We start from the raw sequence: 21081 nt of genomic DNA on the forward strand, positions 1-21081 counted from the left end.
CATTGCTCACCCTAGCTGTGGCTCTCTTGCTACCCCTCACGCATCGGGGCAACCACGGGGGGATTTCGCCCCTGCGAGGATCACATAAGTTATATCGACCGACGGGCAAAACTCGAACCCCCTGTGAGTTCAACGGAGCGCTCTCAATCTTGCGGAAATATTCACCACCTCCACGATAATCAATCCCACTAAAGTAGCGTCCCCAAAAGAGAGGTTTTTTGCTTAGAAAATCAGTTGCATCTTGAATATCTCTAGGCCGAAAAAAGTGTCTACGCCGTGCATATACAACTCTTTATATTAATCATAGTTTCCCACATTATTAAATATCTACAAGCGACTCGCGATTTAATCTCTCAAGTAGGGTGGGCAATGCCCACCCTACTTGCAATCCCACTTTAATGAATGGAACAAACCGAGGATAGAAGGAAGACAAATGATGGTTTTCCTTCTATCCCACGATCTGGGAACGTTGTGTTGCCTTTTAGGTTGGGTACTTCAAAGGAGCGCTCACCGATGTGATGCTGCAACAGGCTCCGCCCCTAGCGGAATTCATTTGTGCGGAGTAATCACGATTATTATAAGATGCTTTAAAGTCCACCTTTCTTGAGTTGTACAAGGTTCTGAATATTTTGTCGATTTCTCCCTTGTTCGTTATAACTCCACCAGGATACGTTCCGATGTTCACGCCATTATCATTGGTGTACGGTACCGCAAATTGAAATGCAAAGCCAGGATCGGTCTTTGCATAATCCGTGAAGATATATACCCCTTCGGCACCGCGAAAGCCAGCCTTTCTCTTTGCGAAGAACATTGAAGCTGCAACCATTGTATCTTTATCGTCCTCGCCGATCAGGCGTGCGTTCAATTGTAGTTCGGGCGAATCTATGTCCTCGGTCAAGTTGGTTACGGGAAAGCTTTGGGTAGACCCATGCGCCATGTATAAATTCCCCTTCTTGTAACCCTCCAGTCCATCCCTCCAGTCAGCTACAATGTAATTTGTATCCGTGTCATTGATTAAAACACCCAGAATTCTCGCTTCCTTTCCAAATATGGCCCACAGCAAAAGTGCCCCAAGGGCAATTACAATAGCGCCTACTGCTGTGCGAAGTCCGAATCGTTTAAGACCCTCTTGTAATGCTTTTTTCCAAGCCAGTTGTTCAGCTTTCTTGATTATGGCGGCTTGAATCATTAATTGAACTCCAACAGCCACGATTCCAAAGCCAAAGGATGACGCCACCAGTTGATCAATGTTCTCCGAAGCAGCCATGATCTCGAGACTCTTTCTCACTGAGATGACATAATTATAGACATCATCCCCTTTGTAGTTGGTAATGATCTTCGCATTGTAGCGAGAGATGAAATAATTTGGTTCGTATTCGACGAGCGAGAGCATTCTCTTGGGCTGCCCCTCAATGTCCTTTGACTCGCCATCAGCTTCTTCGGTCGGGAAACCCTCGTATTGGGACAATCCGATGACGATCCTCTCGCGGAAAAGTCGATAGGCATCCTGGAGGCTGTAGTGATCAGGATCGAATAGGCTCTGAAGCTCGATCCCGAATCGCTTTTCCCAGGTTTCGAGGGTCTCGAACACTCCGCGACATAGTTCGTCTTCGTAGATGTCATTGATTTGTTGACTCATTAGGAACGCTCCTTTTAGTATAGATAGGTGTGAACGGTTTTGATCGCCCACCACAGATAACCTCAAACTCCCAGCAGATAGCCTTTCGGCAGTTGGGTGCATTAGGGTAGCTACGCGGCTGGCGTTGCATTGAGTTAGCAGTGCTTCAAAAGTGCAGACATTCCTTCTAGATGCCTTTTTATAAGGTTCTGTTAAAGAAGATCGACAGGTCAGAACACTACCGAGTGGAGTTAAGTTTTTTCTGCTGTAATGAATCAGGCTTAACCTTCGCTACATCTTCAAAACGATTTTTAAAAGTCGTTTGTGAATTTTTTGAGTTCGGGACTGTGAATTGATATTTAGTCCCCTCACTTCAACGGTCTTACTTTATCGGTACTTCACCAGCGATCTCATCTGATAAATGTCACGACTTACCCATAACAAATGTCACGACTCATGGGAGCGATCGCTACATCCTAGACAGGGCAACATCTCATTCACGCAAGACATCGCAAGCTTTTGGCTAGTGGATGTAGTAAGCAATATTTGCGTCTCTCATCATTATTTACTCCGTGCTATGTTTCATTAGCGTTACTTTAAAGCGATCGCTCTGAAAAGTCTTGGGGAAGTTGTGGGGAAATTATGGGGAAGTTATGGGGAGCGTTCGCTGAGATCGAATTCCTCGATCGCTCCTAATGCCATCAGCGTTGACTTCTGGGCTGCTGTCAGTCCCATCGCGCCCGCAATATTGGTGCCCTCATAGGGGCGTTCGGCACTGAGAATCCGCAAACAGACTCCAGTTGCCGTATCCCACAGCACGATCTTTTCATCGGCACTGCTGCTGGCAAGGATTTTGCCATCGCGACTCCACGCGATCGCATAAACGCGATCGCTATGACCGCGCAAAATCATGAGTGGCTCGTCGCTAGCAACATGCCACAGCCAGATCTCGCCATCGTGGCTGCCACTCGCCAGCATAGCCCCCCGAGGACTCCACGCCACAACTCGCACCGCATCCCGATGTCCCCGCAGGGTGCGGATTGCCTGAAATGTATTCATGTTCCACAGTTTAATCGTGCGATCGTCGCTACCACTGGCAAGCATTTGACAATCCGCGCTCCAGGCTACAGACCAGACAAACCCAGTATGCTCTTGCAAAGTTGCCAGACAGGAGCCTGTTTGCCAATGCCATAGCCCGATCTGGCAATCCGCACTGCCACTCGCCAGGAGCGTACCATCCGCAGACCAGGCTACAGACCAGACAAACCCAGTATGCGCCGAGAACTCTTGCAGTTGTCTGCCCGTGCGAATGTCCCATAACTTGACACGACGGCAAGCGCTGCCCCCAGCAATTATCCAATCTTTGCCTTCCAGAACAGACTCAGGAGAAACCAAACGATGCTCTAATTCACCTGCAACGGGTTGGAGAGCGGCATTGGCATAATTGTCGGTATTGTCGGAGCGATCGCCGATCTTGCTGACACTAACCGGACACCACGCTACGGACAAGACCCAATCATCATAACCAGCGAGAGTTTTCAAACACTTGCCCGTCTGACAATCCCACAGCTTAATCGTGCGATCGCTGCTACCGCTCGCTAACAACTGCCCGTCAGGACTCCAGACCACAGATCGCACCTCACTCGTATGTCCCTGCAAGGTTTTCAGGCAGCTTCCTGTTTGCGCGTCCCACAGGCGGATCGAGTTATCTTCACCGCCGCTAGCTAGCAGGCGATCGTCGGGGCTCCACGCCACCGAACAAATCCCACTGGTGCGCCCCTGGAGCGTACTGACGCATTCGCCGCGATCGACATCCCACAACTTCACAGTCTTGTCGTAGGAACCGCTAGCTACGATTTGGGAGTCGCGAGCGCTAACCGGACACCAATCCACCGATCGCACCTCGCTGACATGTCCCGGCAAGATCTTCAGGGGGTTGCCCGTGCGGGCATCCCAGACGATTGCTTTTCTGTCATAACCACCACTGACTAGATTTGCGCCATCGGGACTCCAGGCGATCGCAGACACCAAATTCTGATGCTCTAGCAATGTCTTCAGCACGGTTCCCGAATTGATATCCCACAACTTTACAGAACAGTCAGCACTACCACTCGCCAGAGTACTACCATTTGGACTCCAGGCTACCGCTCGTACTCCACCATCATGCTCCTGTAGAGTCCTGCTACATAGACCTGTCGATATATCCCAAATCTTAATGGTTCTATCCAAAGAGCCGCTCGCCAATGTAGAACCGTCTGGATGCCAAGCTACGGATGCTACTAAATCCTCATGCCCCAGAAAGGTCTGAAGACAAGCTCCCGTTTCAGGATTCCAGAGCTTAACAGTCTTGTCAAAGGAGCCACTTGCCAAAATCTGACCGTCTGGACTCCAGGCTAAAGCCCAGACCGCGTTTATCTCTGATATCGTTTTCAATTCTTCTCCACTGCGAGTATCCCAAAGTATTACAGTTTTGTCATCCCCTCCAGTTGCCAGGATCTGACTGTCTGGACTCCAGGCTAAAGACCAAACCCAACTCCGATGCTGTTTCAACGTCAGCAACAATTCACCGCTTGCTATCTGCCATAAGTGAACGGAGCCGCTCGCATCACCGCAGGCAAGCATTGTCCCATCTGGACTGTACGCCAGGGTTAAAACGCCCGCAAAGATTTGGGTAAAGACAGAGCGATCGAAATGACAATCGGTAAAGTTAACGCATTGCAGGGTTGTTCCCTGCAAGTTAGCGTGCCAGATACTCAAACCAGAGAAATCCCACCCCGTTAGATCGATGGATAGATAGCGAGCCAGATTGATAATATTTCCAGCCCCATAGGTGCACTGCACGTTCGCCTCTTTAAAATGTTGCAGGATTCTTTGCAGATGGGTGCGAATGTTTTTGGGCGAGCGTAGAGCAGTCTGGAGATAAGTAGCGATCGGAGCCAAAATCAATCGCATTTGAGTTTCTCTGATATCGGAGTTAACAGAAGTCATAACAAGTGCGTGACTGAGTAATAGCGAACTATCCAGTCCCAGGCGATCGGACATCAGTTCGCTCTCCACGCGATCGATGAGGCGATAGGTAATATACTCCATAATTGCAGGTTGTAGCGTGTAGTGCCCCGATCGCTGCTCCAGAAAAGAACGCCGACTCAACGATTCCAAAGCGCTAAACAGTTGCAGTCTAGATACTCTAGGGAATATCTGCTCTTCCAATTGAGCGGAGGTTGTCAGCGTGCGGTTAATTGCCAGCCAGTAAGCAATTGTCTGTTCTAACGCCGACATCCGATTAAATTGGCGATCGAGCAGCCGATCGATATCCCCAAAAACTGCCACATCTTGAGCCAAAAATTGCTCGATCTGCCCGTCGAATAGCTCCTTAATTGAGGTGGAAACAATTTTGATTGCCAAAGGACTGCAATCGTAACGCCGACAAAGCTGTTGTTGTAGCGTCGGAGATCCCACGAGTCCTTTGGCTTGCAGCAAAGCGATAGATGCTTCCATAGAGCCACCCAATTGTAAGGATTTCACCGCTAGCTCGCTGCCTTCTAGGAGAGAGACTTCGGCTGGCTTTTCTCTGGAAGTCAGGATAAGGCAACTGGAATGCGGCGTTTCGCCTACAAGCCAAAATAACTCTCCATAGTCCTCATAGCCAGCTCGATACTGTCCGACCAGTCCGCTGTCTTGCAGCAATGTTTCAACGTTATCGAGTACGATCGAACAGCGAGCAGCTCGCAGGCACTGAAGCAACTGGGACAAGCCTCCCTTTGAAGTGCGCCCATTGGAGAGAAACTTCACTAAATCCTGAACGAGATCGGCGAGGGGCGGCGCATTCCGCAGCGATCGCCAGATCAGATAGTCAAATTCAGAAGCTACCTGTCGAGCAAACTCAATCGATAAGGCCGATTTGCCAATCCCCCCCAGACCTAGCAAGGCCACCAGGCGACAGCGATCGCGGATGACCCAATTTGACAAAGTCGCTAATTCCCGTTCTCGCCCGCAAAACAAAGTGATATCGATCGATTCTCCCCAATCTTGCGCTCGGGATCGGGTACTCTTTCCCTTTAACTCGTCTATTGGTATTGGTGCTGGCCCAATCCAACGATATCCAATTCGATGTCGAGTTTCGATGTAAATGGGTTCCTTGCGATCGTCTCCCAGTGCGTGTCGCAAATCTCGAATAGTTGAAGTTAGTGCCGCTTCGCTGATATCTTCATCTGGCCAAACCGTATTGAGCAAGGAATCTTTTGTTACGATCTGACCTTTGTGCCGTACTAAGTATTGCAACACGGCAAAGGCTTTTGGTGGCAATTGAATTTCGTGCAACCCGCGCCACAGACAGGTGTTCTCTACATCAAGTCGAAGTTCCTCGTTCATTAATTTAGGGTTGCCGCTTCATACCTTGGACAAGATTAAATATCAATCGGGAGGAACTGAAGTTCCACATTGAAGACTATAAGCGCATCCATCTAAAATTATGCCATCGCGATCGCTATCTATGTTTACATTGCAAGTTTACATTGCAACATCAACAGCTTTGCCAGAAGCCACACAAGTTGGGGCAAGATTTGTGTTAAGGTAAGCTAATGCAATCGTTTTTTTAGGGGTAAGATAGCTAAACATGGCTAAGCGCCGTAACCAAAAGAAAGAAAAGGCTCTTCGTAACCAAGCCTATGCCCGCAAGTTCCGCAAGCGTACGCCCGGTCGCTTTGGGCGCAAGCGCTTTGGCAGCAATCGCTTCGGTGATGGTGATGAAAATGAGTCTGAAAGCGAGACTTCTGAAGATACCGGTGCTGCTGGCCCATTTTAAAGCTAGCGCGCCTTAACGTAACTAATTCCTCGATCGCCTACAAGTTGAGCTTGTACCAATTCAATCTCATGAAAATTGCCTGGGAGGGTGGAGCTTACTTCACCCTCTGGTTTTGTTTGCACGTTCGCCCGACCCTAAATAACTATAGCGGTTTTCAGATGCAACCGAGAAGGGGGGGTGGGGGCGTTGTCTCCAAGAAGGGTAGGCAGGGCGGTCTTGGGGGTTTCCCGCTAGAGCCACTGCCGTGTGGAACCCCTTCACCCCGTCAATAAAACCCGTTCTCAATTGAAAAACGCTATATCATGACGTTAGGACTAGCCTTGCATACTACTACTGAAGTTTTGAGTATGGCGATCGCCGAGCTAAAAGGACGACCGGAAGATCGCGATAGTCTACGTGTCAAGCAACAGTCTTGGCAATTAGGACGAGACTTGTCCGCGCAACTGCACCCACTTCTAGCTGAGTTTATGCAAGGTTATGACTGGGCAGACCTGGGGGCGATCGCGATCGCTAAGGGCATAGGTAGCTTTACGGGTACGCGCATAGGCATAGTGCTGGCCCGTACTTTAGGAGAGCAAATGGGTATACCAGTTTATGCCATTAGTTGCGATGAGATTTTAGAGCGATCGCAGCCATTATCAGAAGCTCCATCCCCTGCTCGAGTTCTGCTATCTATCGCTCGAGAACGATGGCAGCAAAAGAGCTATCCGCATTGGTCTGACGCGCTACCCTTGTATAGCATGGAATAACAGTTTGCGAAGCGATCGAGGGATTTAGTTGAGAGATTGCCGGAAGGGATAAGGCAAAATTCTCAGCTACAAGCTGCCCTGAGCTTTAGCCAGTTGAGTGGCTGCCGCTTGGCGAATGGTGACCATCAGAATGTAAGCCGCCTGCGCCATTCCTCGATACACTCTGCTATTGCTCCTCAGACTTGCACTTGTTCTTCCGCTTGCCGTGCCAGCAATATCCCTGCGAATGTACTAAAAATTCTAGAAAGCCTCATCCTAAAACGCTTCAAGCTCTTTCCCCCCTTTTTTCTTGCTTCTTATGAATTATTCAGGTTAAAGCATTAAAATTTTTACTCGAAACTTGGAGATCGGCACTTTTACCCTTAATTTGGTATTACTAAAAGTTTAGGACTTACGCATTTGCATGCTGAAACTAAGATCCTCCCTAGCCCCCCGTAAAAAGGGGAACTCCTGAAGTCTCCTTTTTCTAGGCTTTGCCTTCCCGTAAGGGTAGGGGGGGAAGATCTTTGAATTAGCGTAAATCCTGACCAAAATTTATGTTCAGAAAATTACGGTACAAGTATGGTGCAAACTCCTCCAGTTCAGTCAGGCATTGAGGCGACAGCGGTAAAAGCTGCGGCTGGCTTTCACACCGAGGCGCAATCAGATAAAATAGACGACCTTGAGTTTCTCTTTACCAGAGCAATTGAATTTCGTCAGGAAACCATTTACTTCATCATCGTCGATCGCTTTAACGATGCCCAATCAAGCAACAATGAAGGGCCAAATGCGGCGCTCTTCGATCCAACGCGGCAAAAATGGGGGAAATATTGGGGGGGCGATTTGCAGGGCATTATCGACAAACTGGACTATCTCAAACACATGGGCGTGACCGCGATTTGGATATCCCCATTATTCGAGCAAGTGGAAGATTTGATGTTTGAGTTTGCCGCCATGCACGGCTACTGGACGAAGGACTTCAAGCGCATCAACCCGCGTTTTGTAGGAGTTGACGAATCAACATCTTTAGCAACATGTAATGTTTTCAATCGTCTGGTTAAAGAGATGCACGCCCGAGGTATGAAACTGATCCTCGACATTGTTTGCAACCACAGCAGCCCAGACGTAAACGGACAAAAGGGCAAGCTCTACGACGACGGAGTTCTAATTGCTGATTTCTATAACGATACGAACAACTGGTACCACCATAACGGTGAGGTGACGGACTGGGAGGATCGGTGGCAGCTAGAAAACTGCGAAATGGCAGGTTTAGCCGATTTCGATGAGAGCAATATTGACTTTCGCAACTACATCAAATCAGCAATTAAAAAATGGCTGGATCTGGGCGTTGATGCCCTGCGTGTCGATACGGTCAAGCACATGCCCCTCTGGTTTTGGCAGGAATTTAATAGCGATTTGCAGACCCATAAGCCTTCCATCTTTATTTTTGGCGAATGGGGATTTAGTAAGCCCTGGGATCGCGGTTCGGTGAACTTTGCCAATAAATCGGGCATGTCGATTTTGGATTTTGGCTTATGCGAAGCGATCCGTGCAGCGCTGGCAAAAAATAGCGAGGGCGGTTTTCATCTGCTCCAGAACATTTTCGATCTCGACCATCTCTACGACACGGCCTCGGAACTGATTACATTCATCGACAACCACGACATGCCCAGGTTTCAGAGTCTCAACTCCGATCCAGATACCCTCCGCATGGCAGTAATTTTAATTATGACCGCACGGGGGATCCCCTGTATTTACTACGGCACCGAGCAGTATCTCCACAACGATACTAATGGCGGCAACGATCCATATAACCGCCCCATGATGGAACGGTGGGATACGAACACCCAGATTTACAAAGACTTGCAATTATTTTCTAAGCTGCGACGGCTTAACCCAGCCATATCCCTGGGCAGCCACGTCCAGAAGTACATTAAACCCGATATTTACTCTTACCTGCGCCGCTATCGCGACTCCCGTTGTTTGGTGGTGATGAATAAGGGACAAGCAACTACCATCGATATTAGCAATACCGAGCTAGAGGATGGCGAATACACCTGCATCGTTACCTCGCGCCATTTTGAGATCCACAACGGCAAGTTACGGGGATTGAGCCTACAACAAAAAGAGAGCGTTGTACTTAGCTATGTGGGCGATCGCGTCAAGGGTCAAACTATTGTCCGCGCCCAACTGAATGGCATCACGACGCAATACGGTGAAATAGTTGTGGTAGTGGGAGACTGCCCAGAGTTGGGAAATTGGGACATCAGTAAAGCCTACCGACTGGAATATATTAATGCTAATACCTGGTTTGGCGAGATTCCGTTTACAGAAAGCGCGGGAAAAGCGATCGCCTACAAATATGCCATCCTGAGCAATAATATGTCCCCCCGCTATGAAAATCTCGTCAACCGTCGCTGGATTCTAGTCGATCGCGGTACGGTAAAATGGCGTGACAACTGGGCGAATTAGTTCTCCAAACCTTGCCTGGCGACTAAAGTCGCAGCTATACAGACGCAGTCTGGCTGCGCGGACTTCAAGGCGATCGGCAGAATTTTGATGTTATACCAATGATTTTGCAATGCGTAATACCGAGACAAACTGCTATGACTGAATCGGACTATATTGAAACCCCTACCTGGACACCCGAGGCAAAAGAGAAATTGCGCAATATTCCCTATTTTGTCCGCACGCAGGCGCGCCAGCGCATCGAGCAACTCGCCCGCGAGTCGAATCTGGATGCAATTACAGCGGAATTGGTAGAACAGGCACGTATGGAGTTTGGTCAGTAATGCAGCGCGGACACTTACTTACCGAACAAGCCAATCCCAACAGCCAGAACCTCGATCGCATGGAAATTACGCAACTGGTTGACCTCTTTAACCAGGAGGATGCCAAAGTAGTGGCAGCGGTGGGAGCAGAAACCGAAAATATCGCCAGGGCGATCGCCAAGATCGCTCAGTCCATGCAACAGGGCGGCAGGCTATTCTACGTGGGCGCGGGTACGAGCGGTCGTCTGGGCGTGCTGGATGCAGCGGAATGCCCCCCCACATTTTGCACCGACCCAAATCTCGTGCAGGGAATTATTGCCGGAGGAGCGGCGGCACTGGTGCGCAGTTCCGAAGCCCTGGAAGATAACGAGGCGGATGGGGCAGCAGCGATCGCCCAAGGTGAAATTACCGCTAGTGATGTTGTATTTGGCATCACCGCTGGCGGTACTACCCCCTTCGTACACGGCGCGTTGCGGGAAGCCAAACAACGCGGTGCCACTACCGTATTTTTTGCCTGCGTCCCTGCCACTCAGGTGCCCGCAAATTACGACATTGAGATTCGCCCCCTGGTAGGGCCGGAAATTTTAGCAGGTTCTACTCGCCTCAAAGCTGGTACTGCTACCAAACTCGTCCTCAACACGGTTTCCACGGGCGTAATGGTGCAATTGGGTAAGGTTTACGGCAACCGCATGGTGGATGTGGCGGTCACCAATAGCAAGCTACACGATCGCGCTATTCGGATTATTCGCGACCTCACTAACCTGGATTATGTCGCTGCCGCAGATCTACTCGAACGAGCCGATCGCAAAGTCAAGCTAGCGCTGTTAATGCAAGAGACCGGATTAGATGCCCGAGAAGGCGATCGCCTCCTACAGGCACATCAAGGTCATTTGGGCAGGGCGATCGCGCATCATGGGTGTAACGACGAATGACAACGGGACAAGGGCAAACGAACGCATGGATAACGGAACGGTAACGATGGCGATCGGGATGATGGCGATCGAGATGATGGCGATCGTGTAAGGGTTTAGCATTTGTCATGAATGCTTGCGTTTGCCGCAAAAGCTGTCGGACAAATGCTAAACCCCTCCGTTAACGCCTATCTCCCATCACGATCTCGCCTATCCCCCATCGCGATCGCCTATCACCCCAACCGCCAAATGCTATGCTTAGTAGTACGCGTAACAATAAACTGGACTCTACACTCGCATGGTTTAAGAATTATGTCTGAGCCGATCGCTACTTTAGGTGACGCACTCAATCGCTGCCAAGCTCTAGGTATGCGCGTTAGTCGGCAGCGACGTTTTATTTTGGAGTTGTTATGGGATACCAAAGAACACCTATCTGCTAGGGAAATCTACGATCGCCTCAATCGTGCCAGCAAGCCCATCGGTCATACATCTGTGTACCAAAACCTTGAAGCACTGGCCTCTAAGGGAGTAATTGAGTGCGTCGAGCGCTCTGAGGGCAGGCTATATGGCAATTTCAGCGATTCCCACAGCCATATTAACCTTACCGATCCGGAGCAAATTATCGATGTAAAAATCGAGCTGCCATCCGATCTGATTAAGCAAGTCGAGCAGCAAACGGGCACGGTGATTACCGATTACCGCGTTGAATTTTTCGGGCATCGAGTCAGTAGCTAATTATACTTATATCAAGCGCGGTAATGCACAAATTGTACGCGATCGCCATATTTTTAAGAATCTTTGTAATTCAGCTTACCTAATTTTGCCCCTAGAGAGGCTAAACTATTAAGCAAGTCGAGGTTCGGGTTCGGGATTTGTGCAATGTTTATTGTCGATCGAGTTCTTTCCGAAATCTGGCGTTTTACCATTTAGTGTTTCAGTTTCGGAGAGTATATATTGTGACCATTTACGTAGGTAATTTGTCATACAAGGCTACTCAAGAAGACGTAGAAGCGGTCTTTGAAGAGTACGGTAAAGTTAAACGAGTACAGTTACCAACAGACCGCGAAACTGGTCGGATGAGGGGCTTTGCTTTTGTTGATATGGAGGAAGAAGAGCAAGAAGATAAGGCTATCAAGGAACTTGATGGTGCGGAATGGATGGGGCGCGATCTGCGGGTAAATAAAGCTAAACCCCGTGAAGAGCGTGGTGGAGGCGGTCGCCCCGTTGTTAGAAACCGCTACTAAGCAGCTTCTTTACCTGAAAAATTTCTAGCGATGTTAAAAATACAGAAGTTTAACGCTTCTGTATTTTTATTGCTTTTCAAGCGAGATCGTCGATAAAAAAAGCACACTCACCTATTTGGCAAGTGTGTTTTCTAATTGATGTTTACAGGAGTAAGAGCGATTACTAAGTCGATCGCTAATTATAGCTATAGCCAGTCGGCTTAGGACGGGGTGCAGGGGTTCCACCCCTGCGTGGGGGCGCAGCCCCCACACCCCCTGTCCTAATAGATCTGTCTACGGCTATAGCTACCAAATTAATAATCAAAATCGCCGCCACCCATGCCAGCAGCAGGAGCAGCTTCCTTCTCTGGCTTATCAACCACGATGCACTCGGTGGTGAGAATCATGCCAGCGATCGAAGCAGCATTTTGCAATGCCGATCGCGTCACCTTAGCTGGGTCAACAATGCCTGCGCTGAACATATCTTCAAATTGTCCTGTCATGGCATTGAAGCCGGTATTGAATTCCTTCTCTTTGACGCGCTCGGCAATCACGGCACCGTTATGTCCGGCATTTTCAGCAATGCGCTTTACAGGTGCGGTCAGAGCGCGTGCCACGATCAGAGCGCCAGTTAACTCTTCACCGGAGAGGTTATTGTTAGCCCAGGTTTCCAGTTCGGGTGCCAGATGGACGTAGGTGGTACCGCCGCCGGGGACAATGCCCTCTTCTACTGCGGCTTTAGTGGCGTTGATCGCGTCTTCCAGACGGAGCTTGCGATCCTTCATTTCCGTTTCGGTAGCAGCACCAACTTTGACCACAGCCACACCGCCAGCTAGCTTAGCGAGGCGTTCTTGCAGCTTTTCCTTGTCAAACGAAGAATCGCTTTCTTCGATTTGGCGGCGAATTTGTTCGCAACGGGCTTTAACTGCGGCTTCGTTACCATCTGCCACGATTGTCGTGCTGTCTTTGGTGACGGTGATGCGACGAGCCCGACCCAGCGACTCCAGCTTCACGGCATCAAGACGCAGGCCAGCATCTTCGGTGACTACCTGAGCGCCAGTCAGGATGGCGATGTCTTCGAGCATGGCTTTGCGGCGATCGCCAAAACCAGGAGCCTTAATCGCGCATACATTCAGTACGCCACGCAAACGGTTGACCACGAGAGTGGCAAGCGCTTCTTTTTCGATATCTTCGGCGATAATCATCAGAGGACGACCGGCACGCGCCACTTGCTCCAGTACGGGCACCAGCTCCTGTACCAGGCCAATTTTCTTATCGGTGATCAAGATGGCCGGATCGTCAATGGAAGCTTCCATGCGTTCGGCATCGGTGACAAAGTAGGGAGAGATATAGCCCTTATCAAAGCGCATCCCTTCGGTGATTTCCAATTCGGTAGTCATGGACTTGCCTTCTTCGAGGGAAATCACGCCTTCTTTACCGACTTTATCCATGGCATCGGCAATCATTTTGCCTACCTGCTCGTCATTGCCAGCGGAAATGGTACCGACCTGGGCGATCGCGGTGGATGACTCCACTGGGCGAGAGTGGGCGGCAATCTTATCAACCAGGAAGTTAGCAGCCTTATCGATCCCGCGCTTGATCGAGATCGCATTGGCACCAGCGGCAACGTTGCGCATACCTTCTTTGACGATCGCGTGGGCAAGCACCGTCGCGGTAGTTGTACCATCACCGGCAGCGTCATTAGTTTTGGATGCAGCTTGACGAATGAGCGCTACGCCAGTATTTTCAACGTGATCTTCTAATTCGATCTCCTTGGCAATGGTGACACCATCATTGATGATCTGAGGCGAACCAAACTTTTTCTCCAGAACCACATTTCTACCTTTTGGTCCTAGAGTGACTGCCACAGCTTCGGACAGGATATCCATGCCGCGCTCGAGCGCGCGACGGGCATCTTCATTGTAAATAATTCGCTTTGCCATAGTTTTTTGCTGTGAACGTTAATAGTTATGCGTGAATTCTTGTTGCGTAGTGATGTTAAGAGTTAACTAGGAGACGATCGCGAGAATGTCTTTCTCGGCTAACAGTACGTAATCATCGTTGCCCAGCTTGAGATCGGTGCCAGCATACTTGGAGTACAGCACCTTATCTCCCACCTTGACTTCTAGAGGTTGGCGCACGCCTTTGTCATCTAGCTTGCCGGGCCCCACAGCCGCGATCTCACCGACTTGGGGTTTTTCCTTGGCGGTGTCGGGTAAAAAGATCCCACCAGCGGTTTTTTCTTCCTTTTCGCTAATTTTAATGAACACGCGATCGCCTAGAGGCTTTACGGTAGATACATTAAGAGACATTGTTGCCATAATTGTTTATCCACTCAGCAAGTTTTGTTAACAGTAGAGACTGCCACTCTTAGCACTCTACATAGCTGAGTGCTAATGTAGCGGAAGATGATGCTCAGATACGAGTGCGGTTTACCGAACTATGGGTGCCATAACTGCCTTACAATGAAGCGGCGGCTGAATGGCACGCTTTGGAACGAAGTCGGTTGGTGCAGTTAGGTAAAACTCCCCCCCTTGGCTGATGGGCAAATTGTAGCGATCGCCAAAGTCAACAATTTGATTATGGTCACCAATAATCGAGCGGGTTACGATCGCTTCTTTGGTATCCAAGTTGAGAACTGGTTTAGCTAACTTTAACTGGCATATTACTAAAATCAGTCTAATTAACAATTTCTAAGCTTTTTCTTTGTCACCTATGAGTTCTAATCAACCCTCCCAACCACCTTTATTGACTGTCAAAGATGTTTTTGCGGGCTATGTGGAGGGCGTTGATATCTTGCAAGGAGTTAACCTGGTCGTGCAGCCGGGGGAACTGATCGCAGTTATTGGCGCTAATGGCGCGGGCAAGTCCACGCTAGCCAAGATGATTTTTGGTTTGGTGCCCGTGCGCTCTGGGACGGTGGCATTCGAGCAGCGAGACATTACTGGTATTGCACCTGAGGATGTGGTGCGCCTGGGCATGGGTTACGTGCCGCAAATTGCCAATGTATTTCCTTCACTCAGTATTTCTGAAAATCTGGATATGGGGGCGTACCTGGTTAAGGGTGATATTAACGCGCTAAAGCAAAATATTTATCAGATATTTCCAGTGCTGGCGAAGCGGCAAAAACAACGGGCGGGGACGTTATCCGGTGGCGAGCGGCAAATGTTAGCGATGGGGAGAGCGCTGATGCTAGAGCCGAAGTTGCTAATTCTGGACGAGCCTTCTGCTGCCCTATCGCCAATTTTGGTACAGGATATTTTCGATCTCGTGCAACGCATCAACCAGACTGGCACGGCAATTATTCTGGTGGAGCAAAATGCGCGCAAGGCGCTGGCGATCTCCGATCGCGGCTACGTACTCGACGCGGGACGCGATCGCTTTGAAGGTAAGGGTACAGATCTGCTGAACGATCCTAAAATCGCCGAGCTATATCTCGGCGTTGGGCACATCAAATCTACTCATTAGGAACTATAGCTATAGCCTAGTGGTTATAGGACGGGGTGCAGGGGAGCCACCCCTCCGTGGGGGCAACGCTCCCCATCCGTAACCACAACAATTTAAATTGGTATCAACTTGACCTTGTACAGATCGCTAAGCCAAAGCAGCTAATAGCGCTTCTCCCATTGCCTTACAACCTAACTGTTCGCAGCCTGGAGCCATAATGTCACCCGTGCGCTTGCCCGCATCCAGTACTTGCATCACGGCTGCCTCAATGCGATCGGCAGCAGCTCCTTCATTTAAGCCATATCGCAGCATCATCGCCGCACTCAATACCTGTGCCAATGGATTCGCAAGATCTCGACCCGCAATGTCTGGGGCGGAACCGTGTACTGGCTCGAACAAACCGGGTTTACCTGGCTCGCCCAAACTCGCAGATGGTAACATCCCAATACTACCCGTCAACATTGCCGCTGCATCGGAGAGAATGTCGCCAAATAGATTACCCGTGACGATCGTGTCAAACTGCTTCGGCCAGCGCAAAAGCTGCATCGCCGCATTATCCACGTACATGTGCGATAGAGTTACGTCGGGATACTCCTGAGACATCTTAGTGATGCGATCGCGCCAGAGTTGCGATACTTCCAACACGTTTGCTTTATCCACCGAACAAAGAACTCCCTTGCGCTTGCGTGCCGCCTCAAATGCCACGCGCCCAATTCGATCCACTTCCATTTCGGAATAGACCATTGTATTCAAACCGCGCCTTACGCCCTGCTCGTCGGTGAAAATACCCTTGGGTTTGCCGAAATAAATACCGCCCGTCAGTTCGCGCACGACGAGAATATCCACTCCTTCTACAATCTCGCGCTTGAGCGACGACGCATCGATCAACTGAGGCAATATCTTCGCAGGGCGCAGATTGGCAAATAGACCCAAACCGCCGCGCAGTCCCAACAATGCTTGCTCCGGGCGCAGTTCGCTCGGTAATGTATCCCATTTATTGCCGCCCACCGCCGCCAGCAAAACGGCATCGCTTGACTGGCACAGCGATAGCGTTTCCGCTGGCAAGGGATGTCCGGTCTCATCAATGGCAGCCCCACCAGCCAGCGCTGTTTCAAAGGAGAAGGATATCTCAAATTGTGGAGCGATCGCGCGCAAAACTGCTACTCCCACCTGCATAATTTCTGGCCCAATTCCATCACCAGGTAAGAGCGCAATCTTGTAATTCTTAGACATATCAGGCAAATTTAGGCAAATAATTCAAAGTTAAGGGACATTATATAGCGGTTTTCAATTGAGAACGGGTTTTATTTTTGGGGTGAAGGGGTTCCACCCCTTCTTGGGGGCAACGCCCCCAAACCCCCTACTCCTTCCGATCTGAAAACCGCTATAGCTTTCAGCGGTTAGCTTTCAGCTGTTATACCAATTCGCGAAAGCTATACTACGGAACTTAGATCCCCTGTTTGTTACTACAATTTTGGTATAAATTAGCTGCTGGCGGAGAAGCGGCGCACGGCAAACAGGCTGCCGAGCACGCCGACAGCGGAGCCAAACAGTAGCAGAATAATTGGCAACAGGAACTGGACGCGCAGATCGTTAAGCAGTCCTACAGTCAAAGATTTGATCAATTCCGGTTGATTGACGATCGCATCGGCCAGCAGGTTCAAAACGACCGATAACATGCCATAGGCAACTACGGCTCCGCCGATCCCGAATGCTACGCCTTGCAGGACGAATGGGAAATAGATCCAGGTGCTTGTCGCTCCTACCAACTGCATTACCTCGATTTCGCGGCGGCGCGCTAACACGATCAGGCGAATGGTGGTGCCGATCACGGCGATCGCGATCGCCGTAAATACGCTGGTAACAAGCGTGCCAATATTAGTCATAGCTTTGCGCAATTCCGCCAGGCGCTTGACCACCTCGTTGGTATACCAAACCTCATTCACGCCCTTCAGTCCGGAGATGCGCTTGGCAATTTCAGGTACGCGATCGGATGAAACGGCGCGGACTTTAAACTCATCTACGAGAGGATTTCCGCCTAGTTGTTGCGTTGCCTCTCCCATTTCAATTTTGCCAAGATCGTCTAACATGCGCTCCCAAGCCACATCTTTGGGAATCAGGTGCAGGGCTGTCACCCCGTCTACGAGCTTTAATCTCTGCTGCATTACTTCGGCACTGGCATCTTCATCCAGGTAGACGGATATTTCTAACTGGTTGCCCATCTGCCCCAGCAGTCCCTCTAACTGCCAGGAAACCTGCAAGCTGGCTCCAAACAGGAAAAGCAAAACCGCCACCGTACTCACCGCCGCCCAGTTCATCCAGCCGCCACGCTTGAGTCCCAAGAAAGTTTCCCGCAGTAGGTAATCTAACTTGGTCAACCATCTGGATATTTGCTTGCGTTCCATCACGATCTTTCCCCTCCGTTGCTGCCATTATCACTGCAATATATATAGCCATCTTTGAGATGCGCCACGGTATGATTGGCGGCGCGCACTAACTGCTCGTCATGGGTAGTCATCAGAATTGTCACGCCAAAAGAGTTGAGCTTGTTCAAAATCTTGATCGTTTGCCAAGCATTGTCCGGGTCGAGGTTGCCCGTAGGCTCGTCCGCCAGTAGTAGGGGTGGCGTGTTGACGATCGCCCTGGCAATACTCGTACGTTGCTGTTCCCCACCCGATAATTCTTCGGGAAAACAATCGGCTTTATGGGCCAGGCCCACCATTTTGAGTGCGGGCATGAGGCGGCGTTGAATTTCATCTTTGGCAAATCCCTGCGCCATCAGCACGAATGCCACGTTTTCAGATACGGTGCGGCGCGGAATTAATTTATAATCCTGAAACACGATGCCGAGACTGCGCCGCAGCATGGCTAGCTTATTCCCCTTAAGACCCTTGAGGTTAAAACCATTTACGAACACTTCCCCCTCCGTTGGTTGCTCCGCCCCATAGAGCAGTTTCAAGAGCGTAGATTTGCCCGAACCCGAATGTCCGGTGACGAACAAAAAATCACCCTTACAAAGTTGCAAGTTAATGTTTTGCAGGCCAGCAGACCCATTAGGGTAAATCTTCCGCACGTTTTCCAGCCTGACCGCGATCGCCTTGCGAGAACTGCGCGCCTGCGAGCTATCTGGCTGCACGCTTTCCGGCTGTGGGCTATCTGGTGCGGGGCGTTCCGTCTCCATGTCAGAACCTATATCCTCCTGCCTGCCAAATTTAAAAGGAAGTTTGAGCATGAATTAATTTTGGACACAGTTGTTGCGAGGATACATCATTTCCAGCGATCGTAAAAGCCCCACGCCGCGATCGCTCAGCAGAATTCAAGCCTAGAAATTTCTCCAGGCTTGCTCGGTAGCCTCATCTGCTGGGAATAAGCACTCAATTCGCAATTCTTGCAGAGTAATGTCATAGGGAGTGCCCAATGTGGCGGCTGATTAGCACGATCGCTTTTTTGGGCTTTGCATGGGTGGAATTGAAACGATTGCAAGTTTCGCGCCTATGGATGCTAGTGGCCTAACGTTTGGCATAGGACTTTCTTGCTCCCTGCCATTTTTCTTATACCGTCGCGAGTGCAGCCTCGGGCAGTAATCTCGGACAATAATCTCGGGCAATTAATGAGTAAGATACTAATTGAACGGCACCTGTAAAAATGCTCGTTCAATTGATTCTATTGATTTTTGGAGAGCGATCGATGACAGAGGTCGTGCTTTACATCGCAACTAGTTGCGATGGATATATTGCTCGCAGTAACGGCAGTATTGATTGGCTGTTAGACTTTGAGACAGCCCAAACCGACTATGGATACGGTGAGTTCTATGCATCGATTAATGGATTAGCGATGGGACGCAAAAGCTACGAGCAGGTGCTGAGCTTTGGCGAGTGGGCACATCCTGGCAAACCATCCTACGTATTCACTCGACAAAGTCTATCGTCCGATCGCGATGATGTATTCTTTACTTCGGCAACCCCGCAGCAATTTCTCTGCGAAATGGAGTCGCGGAACCTCCAGCGCATCTGGCTGGTGGGCGGCGCGGAATTAATCGCGGCATTTCTCGAACATCAACTGATTGATGAATACATCCTGTCAATCGTACCGATTTTGTTAGGGGAAGGCATTCCCCTGTTTATGCCGTTTGGTTCAGAGATGAGATTAAAGCTAATGGAAGTGAAGCGATACGCGAATGACTTGGTTCAGTTAAGGTATGTCAAATAGTCGCCTCGTTGACCTTACTCATATGCAATCCGAGTATGAATAAATATCAAGATCCCAGTTGCATCCTGTTAAATTGGGGATAATTAACAAAAGCATAGTTAGCGTTAAGCGTCCCTGTATGTTTATAGCGGTTTTCGTTTGAGAACGGGTTTTATTTTTGGGGTGAAGGGGTGGAACACGGCAGTGGCTCTAGCGGGGAACCCCCAAGACCGCCCTGCCTCCCCTTCTTGGGGGCAACGCCCCCAAACCCCCTACTCTTTCCGATCTGAAAACCGCTATAACTATGGAAAAGCTAGCTAGCAGTTGCCAGAAGGAGTTGTGAGGATCGGTAGAGAGATATAGTTAAATTCTATGGATGCGAGCGAACTCTTGCAACGGTATGCTACAGGAGAAAGAGATTTCAGGGCGGCAGACTTAAGTGACGGTGACTTAAGTGGCGCAGACCTGCAGGGCATTAATCTGAGGAATTCCATGCTATTCGGGATCGACCTGAGCGGTACCAACCTGATGGCAAGCGATTTGCACGGTGCCATGCTAAGACAGACAAATTTAACAAAAGCGCAACTTACTGGGAGTCGGTTAATTGGTGCGGACTTATCAGAAGCGATCTTGACCGATGTCGATCTGAGCGGTGCAAATTTGTGGCAAGCAACACTGCAAAATGCGACCCTCTGTAATGCCAACTTGAGCCGAGCGCACTTAAACCATAGCAACTTATCTTATGCGGATTTAAGATCGGCCAATCTGAGCCGAGCCAGTTTGAATGACGCAACCTTGACGCACGCCAACTTGGCTGAGGGGGATTTGAATCGAATTGACGGGATAGGAGCCAACTTGAAGCGATCTTACCTTCGGGGAGCCAATCTAGCACTCGCAAACCTGAGCAAGGCAATTTTACAAGAAGCGGACATGGACAGAGCTAACTTGGAAGGAGCTAATTTGAGCCAGGCCAATCTGCATCGAGTTATTTTGAATGGAGCTAATTTGACGGGGGCAAACCTGACGCAAGCCAATCTGATTGACGCTCAGTTGGTACTGGCGATTATGCGTGGAGCAAAGCTAGATGGGGCTGAGTTAATCGAGGCAAACTTGACCGAATCCGATCTGAGTTGGGCAAGCCTTCAGGACGCGAACTTAAGTGCGGCAACTTTGCACAAGACAATCTTGACAGATGTCGATTTAAGTTTAGCCATTTTGCGAGGTGCCGATCTAAGTTATACAAATCTGCAACAGTTGGAATTGCAAAATCTCAACTTAAACTGGACTGTGCTACCTTCATAAGGGAATTGCGTGAAAATTAAGACACCCTCAAACTCGACTGTGCTACCTTCTTAACTGCCATAATACCAATAACACATTGATGTCAATGA

17 protein-coding genes and 2 pseudogenes are annotated in these 21081 nt (G+C 49.6%); 11 read left to right on the top strand and 8 right to left on the bottom strand.

Annotated features, from left to right (window positions below):
• Window positions 1–481 precede the first annotated feature (481 nt).
• A complete protein-coding gene (locus tag PSE6802_RS0119610) occupies window positions 482–1639 on the bottom strand; it encodes a hypothetical protein (RefSeq protein WP_156815599.1) in 1158 nt (385 codons plus the stop codon).
• 630 nt (window positions 1640–2269) lie between these two features.
• Window positions 2270–5989 carry a WD40 domain-containing protein gene (locus PSE6802_RS29740; RefSeq protein ID WP_019501747.1) on the bottom strand — a complete coding sequence of 1240 codons (3720 nt, stop codon included), beginning with the start codon at window positions 5987–5989 and terminating at the stop codon, window positions 2270–2272.
• Window positions 5990–6233: 244 nt separating this feature from the next.
• Between PSE6802_RS29740 and PSE6802_RS0119620 the strand changes: the two genes are divergently transcribed.
• The 7 genes from PSE6802_RS0119620 (at window position 6234) to PSE6802_RS0119660 (ending at window position 12076) form a co-directional block, all read left to right on the top strand.
• Window positions 6234–6422, top strand: coding sequence for a hypothetical protein (locus tag PSE6802_RS0119620; protein ID WP_019501748.1), 189 nt, complete (start codon window positions 6234–6236; stop codon window positions 6420–6422).
• Between the two features lie 302 nt (window positions 6423–6724).
• Window positions 6725–7171: a tRNA (adenosine(37)-N6)-threonylcarbamoyltransferase complex dimerization subunit type 1 TsaB gene (gene tsaB, locus PSE6802_RS29745; RefSeq protein WP_019501749.1), complete on the top strand. Its 447-nt coding sequence runs from the start codon at window positions 6725–6727 to the stop codon at window positions 7169–7171.
• 561 nt (window positions 7172–7732) lie between these two features.
• Complete coding sequence (locus PSE6802_RS0119635) at window positions 7733–9622, top strand: alpha-amylase family glycosyl hydrolase (protein WP_019501750.1); 1890 nt, start codon at window positions 7733–7735, stop codon at window positions 9620–9622.
• Between the two features lie 134 nt (window positions 9623–9756).
• Window positions 9757–9942 carry a PCP reductase family protein gene (locus PSE6802_RS0119640; protein WP_019501751.1) on the top strand — a complete coding sequence of 62 codons (186 nt, stop codon included), beginning with the start codon at window positions 9757–9759 and terminating at the stop codon, window positions 9940–9942.
• Window positions 9942–10853, top strand: coding sequence for an N-acetylmuramic acid 6-phosphate etherase (gene murQ / locus PSE6802_RS0119645; protein ID WP_019501752.1), 912 nt, complete (start codon window positions 9942–9944; stop codon window positions 10851–10853). The genes PSE6802_RS0119640 and murQ overlap by 1 nt, the downstream gene beginning before the upstream one ends.
• A 291-nt stretch (window positions 10854–11144) precedes the next feature.
• Window positions 11145–11567: a Fur family transcriptional regulator gene (locus PSE6802_RS0119655; protein WP_026103422.1), complete on the top strand. Its 423-nt coding sequence runs from the start codon at window positions 11145–11147 to the stop codon at window positions 11565–11567.
• Between the two features lie 221 nt (window positions 11568–11788).
• Window positions 11789–12076 carry an RNA recognition motif domain-containing protein gene (locus PSE6802_RS0119660; RefSeq protein WP_019501754.1) on the top strand — a complete coding sequence of 96 codons (288 nt, stop codon included), beginning with the start codon at window positions 11789–11791 and terminating at the stop codon, window positions 12074–12076.
• Window positions 12077–12369: 293 nt separating this feature from the next.
• On the opposite strand, the gene groL is transcribed toward PSE6802_RS0119660, so the two are convergent.
• Both groL and groES read right to left on the bottom strand, forming a co-directional pair.
• Window positions 12370–13998, bottom strand: a complete 1629-nt coding sequence (gene groL / locus PSE6802_RS0119665; protein WP_019501755.1) for a chaperonin GroEL — start codon at window positions 13996–13998, stop codon at window positions 12370–12372.
• A gap of 66 nt (window positions 13999–14064) precedes the next feature.
• Window positions 14065–14376: a co-chaperone GroES gene (gene groES / locus PSE6802_RS0119670; protein ID WP_019501756.1), complete on the bottom strand. Its 312-nt coding sequence runs from the start codon at window positions 14374–14376 to the stop codon at window positions 14065–14067.
• Window positions 14377–14510: 134 nt separating this feature from the next.
• Between groES and PSE6802_RS35925 the strand changes: the two are divergent.
• Together PSE6802_RS35925 and PSE6802_RS0119680 are read left to right on the top strand one after the other, a co-directional pair.
• Window positions 14511–14706, top strand: a pseudogene (locus tag PSE6802_RS35925) (PIN domain-containing protein); the annotation flags it as partial.
• Window positions 14707–14770: 64 nt separating this feature from the next.
• Window positions 14771–15523, top strand: coding sequence for an ABC transporter ATP-binding protein (locus tag PSE6802_RS0119680; protein WP_019501758.1), 753 nt, complete (start codon window positions 14771–14773; stop codon window positions 15521–15523).
• A gap of 126 nt (window positions 15524–15649) precedes the next feature.
• On the opposite strand, the gene leuB is transcribed toward PSE6802_RS0119680, so the two are convergent.
• The 4 genes and pseudogenes from leuB to PSE6802_RS35930 all read right to left on the bottom strand — a co-directional run.
• The gene (gene leuB, locus PSE6802_RS0119685; protein WP_019501759.1) at window positions 15650–16735 is read right to left on the bottom strand and encodes a 3-isopropylmalate dehydrogenase; all 1086 of its coding nucleotides are present in this window, start codon (window positions 16733–16735) and stop codon (window positions 15650–15652) included.
• Window positions 16736–16986: 251 nt separating this feature from the next.
• A complete protein-coding gene (locus PSE6802_RS0119690) occupies window positions 16987–17907 on the bottom strand; it encodes a cell division protein FtsX (protein WP_019501760.1) in 921 nt (306 codons plus the stop codon).
• A complete protein-coding gene (ftsE, locus tag PSE6802_RS0119695) occupies window positions 17907–18683 on the bottom strand; it encodes a cell division ATP-binding protein FtsE (protein WP_019501761.1) in 777 nt (258 codons plus the stop codon). The genes PSE6802_RS0119690 and ftsE overlap by 1 nt, the downstream gene beginning before the upstream one ends.
• A gap of 141 nt (window positions 18684–18824) precedes the next feature.
• A pseudogene (locus PSE6802_RS35930) lies at window positions 18825–18926 on the bottom strand (helix-turn-helix domain-containing protein); the annotation flags it as partial.
• Window positions 18927–19147: 221 nt separating this feature from the next.
• Between PSE6802_RS35930 and PSE6802_RS0119705 the strand changes: the two are divergent.
• Entirely contained in the window at window positions 19148–19711 is a 564-nt protein-coding gene (locus PSE6802_RS0119705) for a dihydrofolate reductase family protein (RefSeq protein WP_019501763.1), read from the top strand.
• A gap of 351 nt (window positions 19712–20062) precedes the next feature.
• Window positions 20063–20992, top strand: coding sequence for a pentapeptide repeat-containing protein (locus PSE6802_RS0119710; protein ID WP_019501764.1), 930 nt, complete (start codon window positions 20063–20065; stop codon window positions 20990–20992).
• Window positions 20993–21081 lie beyond the last annotated feature (89 nt).

Origin of the sequence: Pseudanabaena sp. PCC 6802 (assembly GCF_000332175.1) — a bacterium.
Lineage (GTDB): Bacteria > Cyanobacteriota > Cyanobacteriia > Pseudanabaenales > Pseudanabaenaceae > PCC-6802.

Coding starts and splice junctions, on each gene's coding strand:
- PSE6802_RS0119610 (WP_156815599.1), bottom strand. CDS start 1,639: ATGAGTCAACAAATCAATGACATCTACGAAGACGAACTATGTCGCGGA.
- PSE6802_RS29740 (WP_019501747.1), bottom strand. CDS start 5,989: ATGAACGAGGAACTTCGACTTGATGTAGAGAACACCTGTCTGTGGCGC.
- PSE6802_RS0119620 (WP_019501748.1), top strand. CDS start 6,234: ATGGCTAAGCGCCGTAACCAAAAGAAAGAAAAGGCTCTTCGTAACCAA.
- tsaB (WP_019501749.1), top strand. CDS start 6,725: ATGACGTTAGGACTAGCCTTGCATACTACTACTGAAGTTTTGAGTATG.
- PSE6802_RS0119635 (WP_019501750.1), top strand. CDS start 7,733: ATGGTGCAAACTCCTCCAGTTCAGTCAGGCATTGAGGCGACAGCGGTA.
- PSE6802_RS0119640 (WP_019501751.1), top strand. CDS start 9,757: ATGACTGAATCGGACTATATTGAAACCCCTACCTGGACACCCGAGGCA.
- murQ (WP_019501752.1), top strand. CDS start 9,942: ATGCAGCGCGGACACTTACTTACCGAACAAGCCAATCCCAACAGCCAG.
- PSE6802_RS0119655 (WP_026103422.1), top strand. CDS start 11,145: ATGTCTGAGCCGATCGCTACTTTAGGTGACGCACTCAATCGCTGCCAA.
- groL (WP_019501755.1), bottom strand. CDS start 13,998: ATGGCAAAGCGAATTATTTACAATGAAGATGCCCGTCGCGCGCTCGAG.
- groES (WP_019501756.1), bottom strand. CDS start 14,376: ATGGCAACAATGTCTCTTAATGTATCTACCGTAAAGCCTCTAGGCGAT.
- PSE6802_RS0119680 (WP_019501758.1), top strand. CDS start 14,771: ATGAGTTCTAATCAACCCTCCCAACCACCTTTATTGACTGTCAAAGAT.
- leuB (WP_019501759.1), bottom strand. CDS start 16,735: ATGTCTAAGAATTACAAGATTGCGCTCTTACCTGGTGATGGAATTGGG.
- PSE6802_RS0119690 (WP_019501760.1), bottom strand. CDS start 17,907: ATGGAACGCAAGCAAATATCCAGATGGTTGACCAAGTTAGATTACCTA.
- ftsE (WP_019501761.1), bottom strand. CDS start 18,683: ATGGAGACGGAACGCCCCGCACCAGATAGCCCACAGCCGGAAAGCGTG.
- PSE6802_RS0119705 (WP_019501763.1), top strand. CDS start 19,148: ATGCTCGTTCAATTGATTCTATTGATTTTTGGAGAGCGATCGATGACA.
- PSE6802_RS0119710 (WP_019501764.1), top strand. CDS start 20,063: ATGGATGCGAGCGAACTCTTGCAACGGTATGCTACAGGAGAAAGAGAT.